This window comes from Streptomyces flavofungini (genome assembly GCF_030388665.1).
Lineage (GTDB): Bacteria > Actinomycetota > Actinomycetes > Streptomycetales > Streptomycetaceae > Streptomyces > Streptomyces flavofungini_A.
Map to the genome: position 1 here is coordinate 4,543,317 of NZ_CP128846.1, position 12,869 is coordinate 4,556,185.

Consider the following 12,869-nt stretch of genomic DNA (forward strand, 5'->3'; position numbering starts at 1 on the left):
TCTTCTTCCGGCGCGGGCCGCTGACGCAGGGTGGGGGGATGCCGACCGAAGAACAGCTCGCCTACGACCTGCTGCGGCGCACGGACTACGGCAGGGTGGCGACCAGCATGCGCGCGCTGCCCTTCCTCGCGGTGGCCCGGCACGTGGTGGTCGACGGCCGCATCCTGCTGCGCATGCACCGGGGCTTCGGCTACCACCAGGCCTGCGTGGGCAGCGTGGTCGCGTACGGCGCCGACAACCTCTCCACGCAGACGGCCCGCGAGGGCCAGTGGACGGTCCAGTTCGTCGGGATGTGCGAGACCTTCACCCCCACGACCCGTGACCTGGAACTCTTCGGCCCCACCCCCCACTACGTGGACGGCGACCTCTTCGACCCGGTGTACCTGCGCATAGACCCCCAGCTGGCGAAGGTCCACACGCTGACTCGGGCCGGGGACGGCGCCTTCCGGCCGCCCGCCCCGGTGGGCGGCCCGGAGAGGTGCTACTCGGTGTCGCCCTCGCCGCCCTGAGCGGCGCCCTCGTTGTTGCCCCCGTCGTCCGGCGGCGACTGCGGGTCGGTCGGCTCGGTCGGCGGATCGGTCGGGTCCGTGGGCGGGTCCGTCGGGTCCGTGGGCGGGTCCGTCGGGTCGGTCGGCGGGTCCGTCGGGTCGGTCGGCTGCTCCGTCGGCTTCGTGGGCTGCTGAGTGTCCCGCGTGGGCGGCCGCGTCCAGTCCCCGGTCTGCCCCCCGCTGCCGTCCCCACCGGGCTGAGTCGCCCCGTCGGGCGTCTCCTCTTCCTTGCTCTTGCTCGGCGACTTCTCCTGCGACTGCTTGGTCGAGGGAGTCGTGGGGGTCTTGTCCTTCTTCTCGCCCTTGTCGTCCGCGGCGGACAGCGCGAAGGCGACGCCCGCGACGATCGCGATGACGGCGAGCACGGCGAGGATCCACACCTTGCCGCGCCCACGGCCCCCGCCACCGTCACGGTGACCGCCGTCGAAGCCGCCGTCGTCGCCGCCCGGCGGGCGCAGCATCGTCCCGGGGATCTGCTGGGTGCCGGAGTCACCGGGGTGGGGCATGGCGGCCGTACCGGCGACGCCCATCGCGGGGGTGTGACCGCCCTCGTGCATCCCGGCCATCTCGACCGGCCCGGTGTTCCAGGTCCCGGTGTGGCTGCCCTGCTCGGCGAGCATCTGCAGGCTGTACTGGACCAGCCCGCGCATCTCCTCGGCGGTCTGGAAGCGGTCGTCCGGGTCCTTGGCGAGGGAGCGCATGACGAGCCCGTCCAGCTCCGGCGGCGCCGCGTCGGAGACCTCCGAGGGCGGCACGGGAGCGTCCTGGACGTGCTGGTAGACCACGGACAGCGGCGTCTCGCCGGTGAACGGCGGCCGCAGCGCGAGCAGTTCGTAGAGCAGGCAGCCGGTCGCGTACAGGTCGCTGCGGTGGTCGACGGCCTTGCCGAGCGCCTGCTCGGGCGAGAGGTACTGGGGCGTGCCCATGACCATGCCGGTCTGCGTCATCGTCGACTGCGCCCCGTGCAGGGCGCGCGCGATGCCGAAGTCCATCACCTTCACGGAACCGGTGTGGGTGATGGAGACGTTCGCGGGCTTGATGTCGCGGTGCACGATGCCGTGCTGGTGGGAGTACGCGAGCGCTTCGAGGACGCCCGACACGATGATCAGGGCCTGCTCCGGACCCGGGGCCTCCGCGTTGATCAGCAGATCCCGGATCGTGCGGCCCTCGACCAGCTCCATCACGATGTACGGCACGGAATTGCCGTTGATGTTGTCCTCGCCGGAGTCGTAGACGCCGACGACCGCGTGGTGGTTCAGGCCCGCCACCGACTGGGCCTCGCGCGTGAAGCGGGCCTTGGACACCGGGTCCTCGGCGAGGTCGGAGCGGAGCAGCTTGACCGCGACCGTGCGACCGAGGCGCACGTCCTCGGCGGCGAACACCTCGGCCATGCCACCGCGGCCGAGCCTGCGGGTGAGCCGGTACCGGCCGTCACCGACAAGCCCGCCATTGCCCCACATCTCGGGCACATCCGACATTCCGCCGCCAGACGCCTCGGGGTCGGACGGGCCCTGAGCGCGCTGCGTCTGTGCCATCAGTCCTCGCCGTCGTTTCTGATCGTGGTCCGTCGTGTGAGGAGCGTGTACCGGATACGTGATAGAGCGGTACGGGGTACTCCGCCGTGCCACGCTACAGCCTTCTCGGGGCCCACCGGTCCGAGCTGGACCGGCCATCAAACCCGCCGGGCGCCCCGAGGGGCAAACTTGTAACGCTTCCGAGACTCTTCTTGCGCGTACGGTCACGGAACGGGCACCGAGCTTGACGTGTCAGGGCCCTCGGGCAGACTTGGCCAGGAATAGCGGAACGATCGCAGTCATAAAGACATCAGCCGATCGCACCCATAGCCACAGTCACAGCAGCGGCGCCGTCTCGCGCCCGCGCCGATGGGGGACGCACGACATGAGCCAGGACGGCGCTCAGGGCCGGTACGCGGGCAGTTCACTGGCCGGTGGCCGCTATCAGCTGCGCGATCTGCTCGGCGAGGGCGGCATGGCCTCGGTCCACCTCGCGTACGACACGGTGCTCGACCGGCAGGTCGCGATCAAGACACTCCACACGGAACTGGGGCGCGAGCAGTCCTTCCGCGAGCGCTTCCGCCGCGAGGCGCAGTCCGTGGCCAAGCTCACGCACACCAACATCGTGTCGGTCTTCGACACCGGCGAGGACGACCTCGGCGGCACGACGATGCCGTACATCGTCATGGAGTACGTCGAGGGCAAGCCGCTCGGCTCGGTCCTGGACGCGGCCGTCCGCCAGCAGGGCGCGATGCCCAGCGACCAGGCCCTGAAGATCACCGCCGATGTGCTCGCGGCCCTGGAGATCAGCCACGAGATGGGCCTGGTCCACCGCGACATCAAGCCCGGCAACGTGATGATGACCAAGCGCAACGTCGTCAAGGTCATGGACTTCGGCATCGCCCGCGCCATGCAGTCCGGCGTCACGTCGATGACCCAGACCGGCATGGTCGTCGGCACCCCGCAGTACCTCTCCCCGGAGCAGGCCCTCGGCCGCGGCGTCGACGCGCGCTCCGACCTCTACTCCGTCGGCATCATGCTCTTCCAGCTGGTGACCGGACGCCTCCCCTTCGAGGCGGACTCCCCGCTGGCCATCGCGTACGCACACGTCCAGGAGGAGCCGGTCGCTCCCTCCTCGATCAACCGTTCCCTTCCGCCCGCGATCGACGCGATCGTCGCCCGCGCGCTGAAGAAGAACCCGAACGAGCGCTTCCCGACCGCCGAGGCGATGCGCGACGAGTGCCTGCGCGTCGCCCAGTCCCTCCAGGTCGCGGCCCCCAGCATCGTGCCGGGCGCGCAGACCGCGAGCGGCGCGGGCGTCGGCTCCGCGGTGTTCCCGCCGGTCGACACGGCGGCCCCGGGCGCGAGCGGCGTCCAGACCCCGTACCAGCCGGGCCCCTACGGCCCCGCCACCCCGGCCCCGACCCCCACCCCGGGCTACGGCTACCCCCAGCAGGGCTACCAGACCCCGGCCCCCACCAACGCCTACGCCCCCCAGTCCGCCCAGACCCCGCCCCCCTACAACCTCACCCCGCAGCCCGCGACCACCACCTCGTCCTCCAGCGGCGGCTCCGGCGGCGGCAAGCGGAACATGCCGGTCATCATCGGCTCGATCGTCGTGGCCCTGCTCGCCATCGGCGGCGTCATCGCGGCGGTCTCCCTGAACGGCGGGGGCGACGACGGCAAGGAAGGCAAGGAGTCCAAGAAGCCGGTGGCGGGGCACCGGGGGCCGGACCGCACCAGGACGGTCGAGAAGACCGTGTGCACCGAGCCCGACACGGCGTACAACGACCCGGACAAGATCAAGATGCCGGAGTTCGCCTTCAAGGACTGGCGTTCCGTGCTGAGCTGCCTGCAGGCGGCCGGCTGGCACTACGACAAGAACGAGGTCGACGAGAACACGTACGGCGAGGACACGGTCATGCGGACTGTGCCCAAGGCGGGCGACGACATCGACCCGAAGGACGTGAAAATTCAGTTCGACATCTCGACGGGCAACCCCGCCTGACGGCGGCTCCGGCCTGGCGGGTGGCGAGTTGGTCCTCGTAGCCGTCGAGGAGGGTGCTCAGGCCGTGGGTGAAGGAGTCTTCGGGGGCCGCGCCGAAGTCGGCTGCCGGGGAATCCAGGCGGACGAAGGTGAAGACGCCGGCCGCGACCTGGTCCGCCTCCGCCGGAGTGAAGCCCGCGCCGACGGCCAGGCAGTGGTCGTCGTAGCGGGCCTTCGCGGGGCCGTAGAGCAGGTATGAGCCGAAGGCCTGCACCAGCCACGGGTGGCGGGTGCACATGTCGCGCAGGCCGAACACCATCGACGTGACCGCCGCGCGCCAGCCGACGGCGTCCGGGTCGACCAGTCCGATCTCGTTCCACACCTCGTCGCCGACGAGCTGGACCAGGTCGTCCTTGTTCTTGACGTGCCAGTACACCGCTGTCGCCGCCGTCTGCCAGCTCCTCGTCGCCGCCGCCTTCCTCAGCATCCCGCTGGTGCGCCACCGCTTCGGCGCCGCCGCTAAGGCCGCCGCCGACCGCGAGCTGGACCGCCAGGGCGTGCCCGCCGGGGTCCTGGAGGCCAACGGGCTGCGCTTCGACGCGGGCGGCCACGAGACCCTCGCCCCGCTCGCGGTCGCCGCGGTGATGGTCACCCTGGCCGGGCTGGGCCTCGCGGACCACGCCCTGTCCCACCCGCTGACCTGGGTCTTCCAGTCCCTCGTCATCGTCATGAACGCCCTGATCCCGCACAGCAACCTGACCGCGACCCGCTCCGTCGAGACCGCCTTCCGGCGCAAGGGCGACCCGGTGCTCGCCCGCATCGACGTGGCCGCGTTCCTGAAGGCCGCCGAGGGCGCGTTCCCCGGCTGGGTGACGGTCCTGCAGAACGTCCGGCACGTGGTCGTGTTCGCGGGCTCGGCGCTCGCGCTGGTCGGGATCGCGGTGGCCGGGAGCTGACGCGAAGCACCCGTGAGCTGCACTGGAGCGCCCGCGGGCTGCGTCGGAGCGCCCGCGAGAACTTTTTCCCCCGCACCGGTCACATTCGCCCCGCGGCCTCCGTCAGTGAAGTGAAAGCAAGGCGGCGAGGTACCGGCCGGGCCCAGCCACCGTCACGAAACGCCCGTTCAGCACGCATCCGAACGTAAAGGACACGATCATGCAGGCACGTATGAAGAACCCGGCTTTCGTCCTCCCCGACGGCATCAAGGGCATCGGCACCCTCTTCAAGGCCATCAACGACAGCGGCCTCTCCCAGGAGGTCCAGGAGATCGTCGGCCTGCGGGCCAGCCAGATCAACGGCTGCGGCGCCTGCGTCCACGGCCACACCGAGAACCTCGTCAAGGCCGGGACCAGTACGGCGCGGATCGCCGCCGTGGCCGCCTGGCGCGACGCCCCCTTCTTCACCGACGCCGAGCGCGCCGCCCTCGCCCTGACCGAGAGCGTCACCCGGCTCGCCGACCGCTCCACCGAGTCGGTGCCGGACGCGCTGTGGGACGAGGTCGCCGACCACTTCGACGAGCGGGAGCTGTCCGCCCTGATCCTCGTCATCGGCGTGACGAACCTGTTCAACCGCATCAACACGACGATCAAGGAGCCTGCCGGTACGACGTGGGGCTGAGCCCACGCGGCCCGCGTCCGGCAGGCAGCTACGGCCCACAGCGGCACGGATACGCAAGGGGCCCGGCACACGTTCGGTGTGCCGGGCCCCTTCGCGCTGCGGGCTGTGCCTCACGAGGGCTGTGCGGTACGAGGCATACGAGGTCTAGAGGTAGGGGCCCCCGGTGCGGCCCGCGATGCCGCCGTCCTCGCCGTCCTCGCCGCCGCCCACACCCGGCGGCAGCGCCCGGCGCATCTGCTCCAGCTGCGCCCGCGCGGCCATCTGCTGGGCGAACAGCGTCGTCTGGATCCCGTGGAAGAGGCCTTCGAGCCAGCCCACCAACTGCGCCTGCGCGATCCGCAGTTCCGCGTCGCTCGGCGTGGTCTCGTCCGTGAACGGCAGCGAGAGCCGCTCCAACTCCTCGACCAGCTCGGGCGCGAGGCCGTCCTCAAGCTCCTTCACCGAGCTCGCGTGGATCTCCTTGAGCCGCACTCGGCTCGCCTCGTCCAGAGGAGCGGCGCGCACCTCTTCCAGAAGCTGCTTGATCATGCTGCCGATGCGCATGACCTTCGCGGGCTGCTCGACCATGTCCGTCACCGGGACCTCGCGGGACTCGTCGTCTCCGCCACCGAGAGCCATTCCGTCCTGGCCCACGACCAGGACCTGGGGGTTCTCCGGCGACCGTTCGTTCCTCGGCATCTCCATGCCGCCATTCTCTCGCACCTGTTGTCCACACATCCGTGGTGCCCCCATCGGAAGATGATCCACCGTGTACGGGGGCGCAGATGTTGTCCACCGGCGTGGCAACGGGTGCGCGGGCAGAGCTCGCGCGGGCGGGACTGCGCCGGGCGGGACTGCGCCGGTCGGGTGAGGGATGGCCGGCGGGCCGGGCTCGGGGGTACGCCTCTGGTGCGCCTGCCTGGCTCAGCCGCGGCGCAGGCGCAGTCCGAGGAAGCCGAGGCCCAGGCCGATCAGGACCATCCCGCCGCCGAGCGGCAGTACGCGCAGGCCGGGGAACGCCGGGCCCTCGGCCGCCCGCTCCCGGGGCGCGTCGGCCGTGCCCGTCTCGACGGGGACCGGCCGGGGGCGCTCGGCGGGTCTGCGGACCTCGCGGGGCGGGGGCGGCAGGGGCCGCCAGACGGCGGGGTCGGGCACGGTCAAGGGGTCCGCGCGCCCGGGCCGCAGCCGCCCTTCGCCCGCCCGGCTTCCGGCGAGGGAGCCGGTGCCGTAGTAGGGGGCGGAGGCGTTGGGGGACGGGGTGGTGAGGGGCGTGGGGGTGGGGGGCGCCGCGTACGCCGTCGACGTACCGCATCCGACGGGGAGCAGCAGCGCCAGCAGCACCGGTGGTCCCGCCGCGCGCAGCGCACCCCGCAGCCGTGAAGTCACCGCGCTGACCCCCTCCCGGTGCCGGGTCTTCGCCGAGATCGCAGAACGCCCGGACCCGCGCCGCGCGCGGGATCAAGGGGCGTACGGCCAGCGTCACATGAGGGGCGGCATCCGGCATCTCGGCTGGGCCACGGCTCCGGGGCAGGAGGCTCCGGGACAGGGGGCTCCGGGGGGAGGGAGCCCGACTGCGGGGCGGGGTCGGGCCCGGACGAGACCCGACCTGGGCGTGGCCAGGGCCTGGCCCGGGAAGCCCACGCGCCCCCGGACCTCGCCCAGCGCACCCAGGCCGCCCCCGGCTGGCTACTCCCGCGTCAGGAGCACCTTGCCGATGTGCCCGCTCTCCTCCAGCACCCGGTGCGCCGCCGCCGCGTCCCGCATCGGGAGGGTGCGGTCCACGACCGGGCGGACCTGGCCCGCGCCGATCAGGGGCCAGACGTGCTCGCGTACGGCCGCGACGATCGCCGTCTTCTCGGCCACGGGGCGGCCGCGCAGCGAGGTCGCGGTGATGGCGCCGCGCTTGCCGAGCAGTGCGGCGATGTTCAGCTCGGCCTTCACGCCGCCCTGCATGCCGATGATCGCGAGGCGGCCGTTGACGGCGAGGGCGCGCACGTTCCGGTCCAGGTACTTGGCGCCCATGATGTCCAGGATCACGTCCGCCCCGGCGCCGGCCGTGGCGGCCCGGACCTCCTCGACGAAGTCCTGCTCGCGGTAGTCGATGAGCACGTCGGCGCCCAGCTCCCCGCAGTACGCCAGCTTCTCCTTGCCGCCCGCCGTGACGGCCACCTTGGCGCCGACGGCCTTCGCGAGCTGGATCGCCATGGTGCCGATGCCGCTCGCGCCGCCGTGCGCGAGAAGCGTCTCGCCGGGGCGCAGGTGGGCGACCATGAACACGTTCGACCAGACCGTGGAGGTGACCTCCGGCAGCGCCGCCGCGGTGACGAGGTCGACGCCGTCCGGCACGGGCAGGACCTGCCCGGCGGGCACGGCGACCCGCTCCGCGTACCCGCCGCCCGCGAGCAGCGCGCACACCTCGTCACCGACCGACCAGCCCGCGACGCCGGGCCCGAGCGCGGCGATCCGGCCCGAGCACTCAAGGCCGGGGTACGGGGACGAGCCGGGCGGCGGATCGTAGAACCCCTGCCGTTGCAGCAGGTCGGCGCGGTTCACGGCGCTGGCGGCCACGTCGATGAGGACTTCGCCCTCGCCGGGTACGGGATCGGGGACCTCGGCCCACTGAAGCGCCTCGGGTCCGCCGGGTTCGGGGATCGTGATCGCATACATGCGGGCGAGGCTACTCCGGGGCAGAGCCACTCCGGGGCGGGGCGGAGCCACCTCGGGGCGGGGAGGGGCCGCTCCGGACGGGCGGACGCTCACCCCACGCTCAGCCCTGCCGCGGTGACCGCCACGCCTCCGTCGCCACCGCGGGCGGCGTGGCCGCCGCGTTCGGCGACGCCCGCACGATGGTGATCAGACGGTCCGTCAACTGCAGCTCCCCGATCGCCGGATCGTCGTAGCCGAGGACCCGATGGCCGCGTACGACACTCACGACCAAGTCGTCCGTCTCCCGCACACCACGCCCCACCTCGGCCTTTATCACCGGTCTCTCGACGAGGTCGAGCCCGCTGCCCTGCTGGATCAGGTCCTCCATGACCAGGCCCGCGCTGGGGCTGAGCACCGAGAGGCCGAGCAGTCGGCCCGCCGCGCTGGCGCTGGTGATGACGGCGTCGGCGCCGGACTGGCGCAGCAGCGGCGCGTTCTCCTCCTCGCGCACCGCCGTCACGATCTTCGCCCCGCGGTTGAGCTGCCGCGCGGTGAGCGTGACGAGGACCGCCGTGTCGTCGCGCTGGGTGGCGATGATGACCTGACGGGCGCGCTGCAGTTCGGCGCGGAGCAGGACATCACTGCGGGTCGCGTCGCCGACGATCCCGGCGAAGCCCTCCGCCGTGGCCGCGTCGACGACCTTCGAACTCGGGTCGACGATCACGATCTGCTCGGGCTTCAGCCCGGTCGCCGCCAGTGTCTGCACCGCCGACCGGCCCTTGGTGCCGAAGCCGACGACGACGGTGTGGTCACGCAAGTTGGACCTCCAGCGGGACAGCCGCCATTCCTCGCGGGTGCGTTCGGTCAGCACTTCCAGGGTCGTGCCGACCAGGATGATCAGGAAGAGCACGCGCAGCGGCGTGATCAACAGGATATTGGTGAGCCGCGCGCTGTCGCTGTGCGGCACGATGTCGCCGTACCCGGTGGTGGAGAGCGTCACGGTGGCGTAGTACGAGGCGTCGAGGAGGTCGACCTCGTTGTTCGCGTTGTCGTGGTAGCCCTCGCGGTCGACCCACACGATCAGGATCGTCAGCGCCAGCACGCACAACGCCATCAGCAGCCGCTTGCCCACCTGGACCAGCGGACGCTCGACCACACGTCGGGGCAGTTTGACCCGATGCGTCACCAGATGTTCGTCGGCTTGGCGCGCGATGGCGTCATGGCCGGGAAGTTTCACGTGAAACACACCTCGTCGTCGGGGCCATCGGTGCCCAACTCGCCGGGCAGGCCGCCTGCTTCGGTCCAGGACAGGTCACCACCCGGTTCGGTCCAGGGCAGGTCACCACCCGGTTCGGTCCAGGGCAGATCAAGGATCTCCAACTCCTGCCCCCGACGCCCGCCGCCCGGCGGAACCACCGCGAGCCCGTCGGCGACGGCGATGCCCCGCAGCATCGCGGGGCCGTTGTAGTGCAGCGGCACCGCGTACTCCCCGCGCAGCGTGACCGGCACGAGCCGGGTGTCGTGCGGATGACCGTGTACGTCCTCCCGCAGGGGCGCGGCATACGGCTCCGCGGCGGGACGGCTCGCGAGGCCGCGCAGCAGGGGTTCGGCCAGGGTGAGGAGGCCGGAGACGGCGGCCAGGGGGTTGCCGGGGAGCCCGACGAGGTGGCGTACGCCCGCTCCGTGGGCTCCGCCCCCGCCATCGGCTCCACGCGCCCCGCCCGCTCCGGGGAGGCGGGCGAGCAGCATGGGGTGCCCGGGGCGGACGGCGGCCCCGTCGACGAGCAGTTCGGCGCCGAGGCGGCGCAGCGTGGGGTGGACGTGGTCGACGGGCCCGGACGCGGTGCCTCCGGTCGTTACGAGGACGTCGGCCGTGGAGGTGGCGAGGGCTTCGTACAGCGCCTCGGCGTCGTCCCCGAGCCGTCGCACGGCGGTCACCTCCGCGCCGAGCGCCCGCAGCCACGGCGGCAGCATCGGCCCGAGCGCGTCCCGGATGAGCCCGTCCTGGGGCAGCCCTTCGGTCAGCAACTCGTCTCCCAGGACGAGGACCTCGGCCCGGGGGCGGGCGGCGACGCACAGCGCGTCGTATCCGGCGGCGGCGGCGAGGCCGAGCACGGCCGGGGTCACGAGCGTGCCGACCGGAAGCAGCCGTTCGCCCGCCCTGCACTCCTGGCCGCGCGGCCGGATGTCCTGCCCCGGCACGACCTCTCGCTGCGCGTGCAGCCGCCCCTTGCTGTCGACGTGCCCGTGCTCGCTGCGGATCACGGCGGTCGTGTCACGCGGAATCCGGGCCCCCGTCGCGATCCGCACGGCCTCACCGTCACCCAGCGGCTCCGGACTCCCCTGCCCCGCGAGAATCCCCTCGGCGAGCACCCCCCACGGCCCCGGCCCCGCCACGGCCCACCCGTCCATCGCGGAGGTGTCGAAGGAGGGGAGGTCGGTGAGGGCGGTGAGGGGGGTGGAGAGGGTGCGGCCGAGGGTCTGGGGGAGCGGGAGAAGGCCCGCCGGGGCGGGGGGCGGGACGGGGCCGCCCGACGGGTTCATGGGTGGGGGCGCGGAGGTGGCCGGGCTGGCCGGGCTGGCTGCCGAGGTTCCCGCGCGGCGCGCGATGGCACGGGCTTCTGGCCAGGGTGTGGCACGGGTGTGAGGCATCGGGGGTGCGGAGGCCGGGGGTTCAGAGGCTGGGGGTGCGGAGGCTTGCGGGGAGGGGGTGTTCGTGGTGATGGGTGTCCGCGCGGCGGGGGTGTCGGGGCGGGGCTTCGGGGTGGCGCGGTGGCCGCCTGCGGCTGGGGGGCCGCCTGGACCGGCTTGGCGGGCTCCCGAGCCGGTGTGGTGGGCGCCGGAGGTGTTGGCGCGGGCGCCGGACGGAGTGGCAGGGGGGCCGGAGTCGTCTGGCCATGCCCCGGTGCCGGTGGGGTGGTCAGCGGGGGCGGGAGGCCAGCCGCCGGGTGGGGTGAGGGGGTCGTCCGTGGTGTGGGGCGGGGTGGGCTGGCCGGGGTGTGCGGGTTGGGCGGATTGCGCGGCGGGGCCGGTGCGTTGGGTTCCGGGGGTACGGGGGTTGGTGGCGGGTACGTCGGCGGGTTCCACGGTGTCCGGGTGGTCGGGGTGGACCGCGTGGGCCGCGTGGTCCGAATGACCCGAGCGGTCAGGGTGGGCCGCGTGGCGCGAGCGGTCCGGATGGTCCGGGCCGTCCGAGTGGGTCGGCTGCGCGGCGCCCGCCCCGGCCCTGGCCCGGTCCTCGTTCACCAGGGCGAGAGCCTCGTCGAACTCCGCGTCGGCCGCGTTCTGCCCGCTCATCGGGAGCCCGGCTCCGTGCCGGAGGGGGCCTGGTCGCCGGGACGGTCCTGGTCGCCGGGACGGTCCTGGTCGCCCGAGGCCGTCGGCGTACCGGAGGGCTTCGGCGTACCGGAAGCCGCCTGTGTGCCGGACGCCGCCCGTGTGCCGGAAGCCGTCGGCGTGCCCGCGCCAACCGCCCCGGACGCCGCCGTGCCGCCGGGCTCGTCCGGCTGGTCCTCGTCCGCCCACCGGACGGCGAGCGCGGCCGCCTTGCGCGCGGCCTCCGCCACGGCTTCCGGGCCGCCGCCGCCCGCTGTGGACAGGGCCGCCGCGTACCCGACGAGGAACGTGGTCAGGGGCGCCGCCGGCCGCGCCACACCGTGGGCCGCGTCGCGGGCGAGGTCGAGCAGGATGCCGGTGTCGACGTCGAGTTCGATGCCCAGTTCGTCCTTGACTGCGGAAATCCATTCATCCAACACATGCCCATGCTCCCTGATCCGCGCGCGGGCCGTGGCGATGGCGTCCCAGGTGTCGCAGTCGAACGCGGCGAGCGGGTCGGTGATGCGGACGAGGTCGAGGCGTGCGGTGAGCCGGCGCAGGGGCAGCCCGGTGAGCCCGCGCGGACTCCTGACCGCGTCGGCCGAGCGCGCACCGGGGCCGACCTGAACCCCTGCGGCACCAGCGGACCCAGCGGCCTCTGCGACCCCAACAGCCCCTGTCGCCCCATCAGCATCCGCCACCCCCACAGCCTCTGTGGTCCCATGAGTCTCCGCAACCCCAGCGCCACCTGTCGCTCCTACAGCCTGCGCGGCCCCTTCCGCACTGCTGAGCCCCGCCAGTTCCCTCCGCAACGCCCCGCTCCGGTAAGCCGCGACGAGCGGCTGGTCCCGCCCCTCGGGGTCGGTGAGCAGCACGCCGTCCGCGCCGTCGGCTGCGGCGAGGGTGGCGACGAGTCGGCGTACGGTCTCCGGCCGCAGGAACGGCAGGTCGGCGGAGAGCACCACGACCAGCTCGGCGTGCGTGCGGCGCAGCCCGGCGTCGAGGGCGGCGAGCGGGCCACCGCCCTGGGGCTCCTCGCGGGCCCACGTCACGGGCCGTCCGGTGGGCCGGGGCGCCGCGACGACGACGGTGGTCCCGGCGCCCGCGCACGCCGAGAGCACCCGGTCGAGCAGGGCCCTGCCGCCGACCCGCACGCCGGGCTTGTCCGCGCCGCCGAGCCGCGCGGCCCGCCCGCCCGCGAGCACGACGGCGTCGAACGCGGCGGTGTCCGAAGCTGTGCGCGAGGTCATCCCCCGAGTATGG

12 protein-coding genes are annotated in these 12,869 nt (G+C 73.2%); 4 read left to right on the forward strand and 8 right to left on the reverse strand.

What is annotated here, in order from left to right:
* Positions 1-38 precede the first annotated feature (38 nt).
* Positions 39-509 carry a pyridoxamine 5'-phosphate oxidase family protein gene (locus tag QUY26_RS18915; protein ID WP_289948234.1) on the forward strand — a complete coding sequence of 157 codons (471 nt, stop codon included), beginning with the start codon at positions 39-41 and terminating at the stop codon, positions 507-509.
* On the opposite strand, the gene QUY26_RS18920 is transcribed toward QUY26_RS18915, so the two are convergent.
* Positions 482-2,083, reverse strand: coding sequence for a protein kinase domain-containing protein (locus QUY26_RS18920; RefSeq protein WP_289948236.1), 1,602 nt, complete (start codon positions 2,081-2,083; stop codon positions 482-484). The genes QUY26_RS18915 and QUY26_RS18920 overlap by 28 nt on opposite strands.
* Before the next feature lie 364 nt (positions 2,084-2,447).
* On the opposite strand from QUY26_RS18920, the gene QUY26_RS18925 reads away from it, so the two are divergent.
* Positions 2,448-4,070, forward strand: coding sequence for a protein kinase domain-containing protein (locus QUY26_RS18925; protein WP_289948238.1), 1,623 nt, complete (start codon positions 2,448-2,450; stop codon positions 4,068-4,070).
* On the opposite strand, the gene QUY26_RS18930 is transcribed toward QUY26_RS18925, so the two are convergent.
* On the reverse strand, positions 3,982-4,485 hold the full coding sequence (locus tag QUY26_RS18930) for a hypothetical protein (protein ID WP_289948241.1): 504 nt from the start codon (positions 4,483-4,485) through the stop codon (positions 3,982-3,984). The genes QUY26_RS18925 and QUY26_RS18930 overlap by 89 nt on opposite strands.
* Between QUY26_RS18930 and QUY26_RS18935 the strand changes: the two genes are divergently transcribed.
* The gene (locus QUY26_RS18935; RefSeq protein ID WP_289948242.1) at positions 4,469-5,005 is read left to right on the forward strand and encodes a hypothetical protein; all 537 of its coding nucleotides are present in this window, start codon (positions 4,469-4,471) and stop codon (positions 5,003-5,005) included. The two genes, QUY26_RS18930 and QUY26_RS18935, sit on opposite strands and share 17 nt — an antisense overlap.
* 199 nt (positions 5,006-5,204) lie before the next feature.
* Positions 5,205-5,666, forward strand: a complete 462-nt coding sequence (locus QUY26_RS18940; protein ID WP_289948244.1) for a carboxymuconolactone decarboxylase family protein — start codon at positions 5,205-5,207, stop codon at positions 5,664-5,666.
* A 144-nt stretch (positions 5,667-5,810) separates the two neighbouring features.
* Here QUY26_RS18940 and QUY26_RS18945 read toward each other — a convergent pair whose 3' ends face one another.
* From QUY26_RS18945 to QUY26_RS18970, 6 genes are all read right to left on the reverse strand, one after another.
* On the reverse strand, positions 5,811-6,350 hold the full coding sequence (locus tag QUY26_RS18945; RefSeq protein WP_030362315.1) for a bacterial proteasome activator family protein: 540 nt from the start codon (positions 6,348-6,350) through the stop codon (positions 5,811-5,813).
* Positions 6,351-6,569: 219 nt separating this feature from the next.
* Positions 6,570-7,031, reverse strand: coding sequence for a hypothetical protein (locus QUY26_RS18950; RefSeq protein WP_289948249.1), 462 nt, complete (start codon positions 7,029-7,031; stop codon positions 6,570-6,572).
* A gap of 300 nt (positions 7,032-7,331) precedes the next feature.
* On the reverse strand, positions 7,332-8,312 hold the full coding sequence (locus tag QUY26_RS18955) for an NAD(P)H-quinone oxidoreductase (RefSeq protein WP_289948250.1): 981 nt from the start codon (positions 8,310-8,312) through the stop codon (positions 7,332-7,334).
* A gap of 100 nt (positions 8,313-8,412) precedes the next feature.
* Positions 8,413-9,528, reverse strand: a complete 1,116-nt coding sequence (locus QUY26_RS18960) for a potassium channel family protein (RefSeq protein WP_289948252.1) — start codon at positions 9,526-9,528, stop codon at positions 8,413-8,415.
* Positions 9,525-11,588: a molybdopterin molybdotransferase MoeA gene (locus tag QUY26_RS18965; protein ID WP_289948254.1), complete on the reverse strand. Its 2,064-nt coding sequence runs from the start codon at positions 11,586-11,588 to the stop codon at positions 9,525-9,527. The genes QUY26_RS18960 and QUY26_RS18965 overlap by 4 nt, the downstream gene beginning before the upstream one ends.
* Positions 11,585-12,856 (reverse strand): NTP transferase domain-containing protein, encoded by a 1,272-nt coding sequence (locus tag QUY26_RS18970; RefSeq protein ID WP_289948259.1) that lies wholly within the window; start codon positions 12,854-12,856, stop codon positions 11,585-11,587. The genes QUY26_RS18965 and QUY26_RS18970 overlap by 4 nt, the downstream gene beginning before the upstream one ends.
* Between the last annotated feature and the right edge of the window lie 13 nt (positions 12,857-12,869).

Coding starts and splice junctions, on each gene's coding strand:
- QUY26_RS18945 (WP_030362315.1), bottom strand. CDS start 6,350: ATGGAGATGCCGAGGAACGAACGGTCGCCGGAGAACCCCCAGGTCCTG.
- QUY26_RS18915 (WP_289948234.1), top strand. CDS start 39: ATGCCGACCGAAGAACAGCTCGCCTACGACCTGCTGCGGCGCACGGAC.
- QUY26_RS18920 (WP_289948236.1), bottom strand. CDS start 2,083: ATGGCACAGACGCAGCGCGCTCAGGGCCCGTCCGACCCCGAGGCGTCT.
- QUY26_RS18970 (WP_289948259.1), bottom strand. CDS start 12,856: ATGACCTCGCGCACAGCTTCGGACACCGCCGCGTTCGACGCCGTCGTG.
- QUY26_RS18955 (WP_289948250.1), bottom strand. CDS start 8,312: ATGTATGCGATCACGATCCCCGAACCCGGCGGACCCGAGGCGCTTCAG.
- QUY26_RS18925 (WP_289948238.1), top strand. CDS start 2,448: ATGAGCCAGGACGGCGCTCAGGGCCGGTACGCGGGCAGTTCACTGGCC.
- QUY26_RS18940 (WP_289948244.1), top strand. CDS start 5,205: ATGCAGGCACGTATGAAGAACCCGGCTTTCGTCCTCCCCGACGGCATC.
- QUY26_RS18965 (WP_289948254.1), bottom strand. CDS start 11,588: ATGAGCGGGCAGAACGCGGCCGACGCGGAGTTCGACGAGGCTCTCGCC.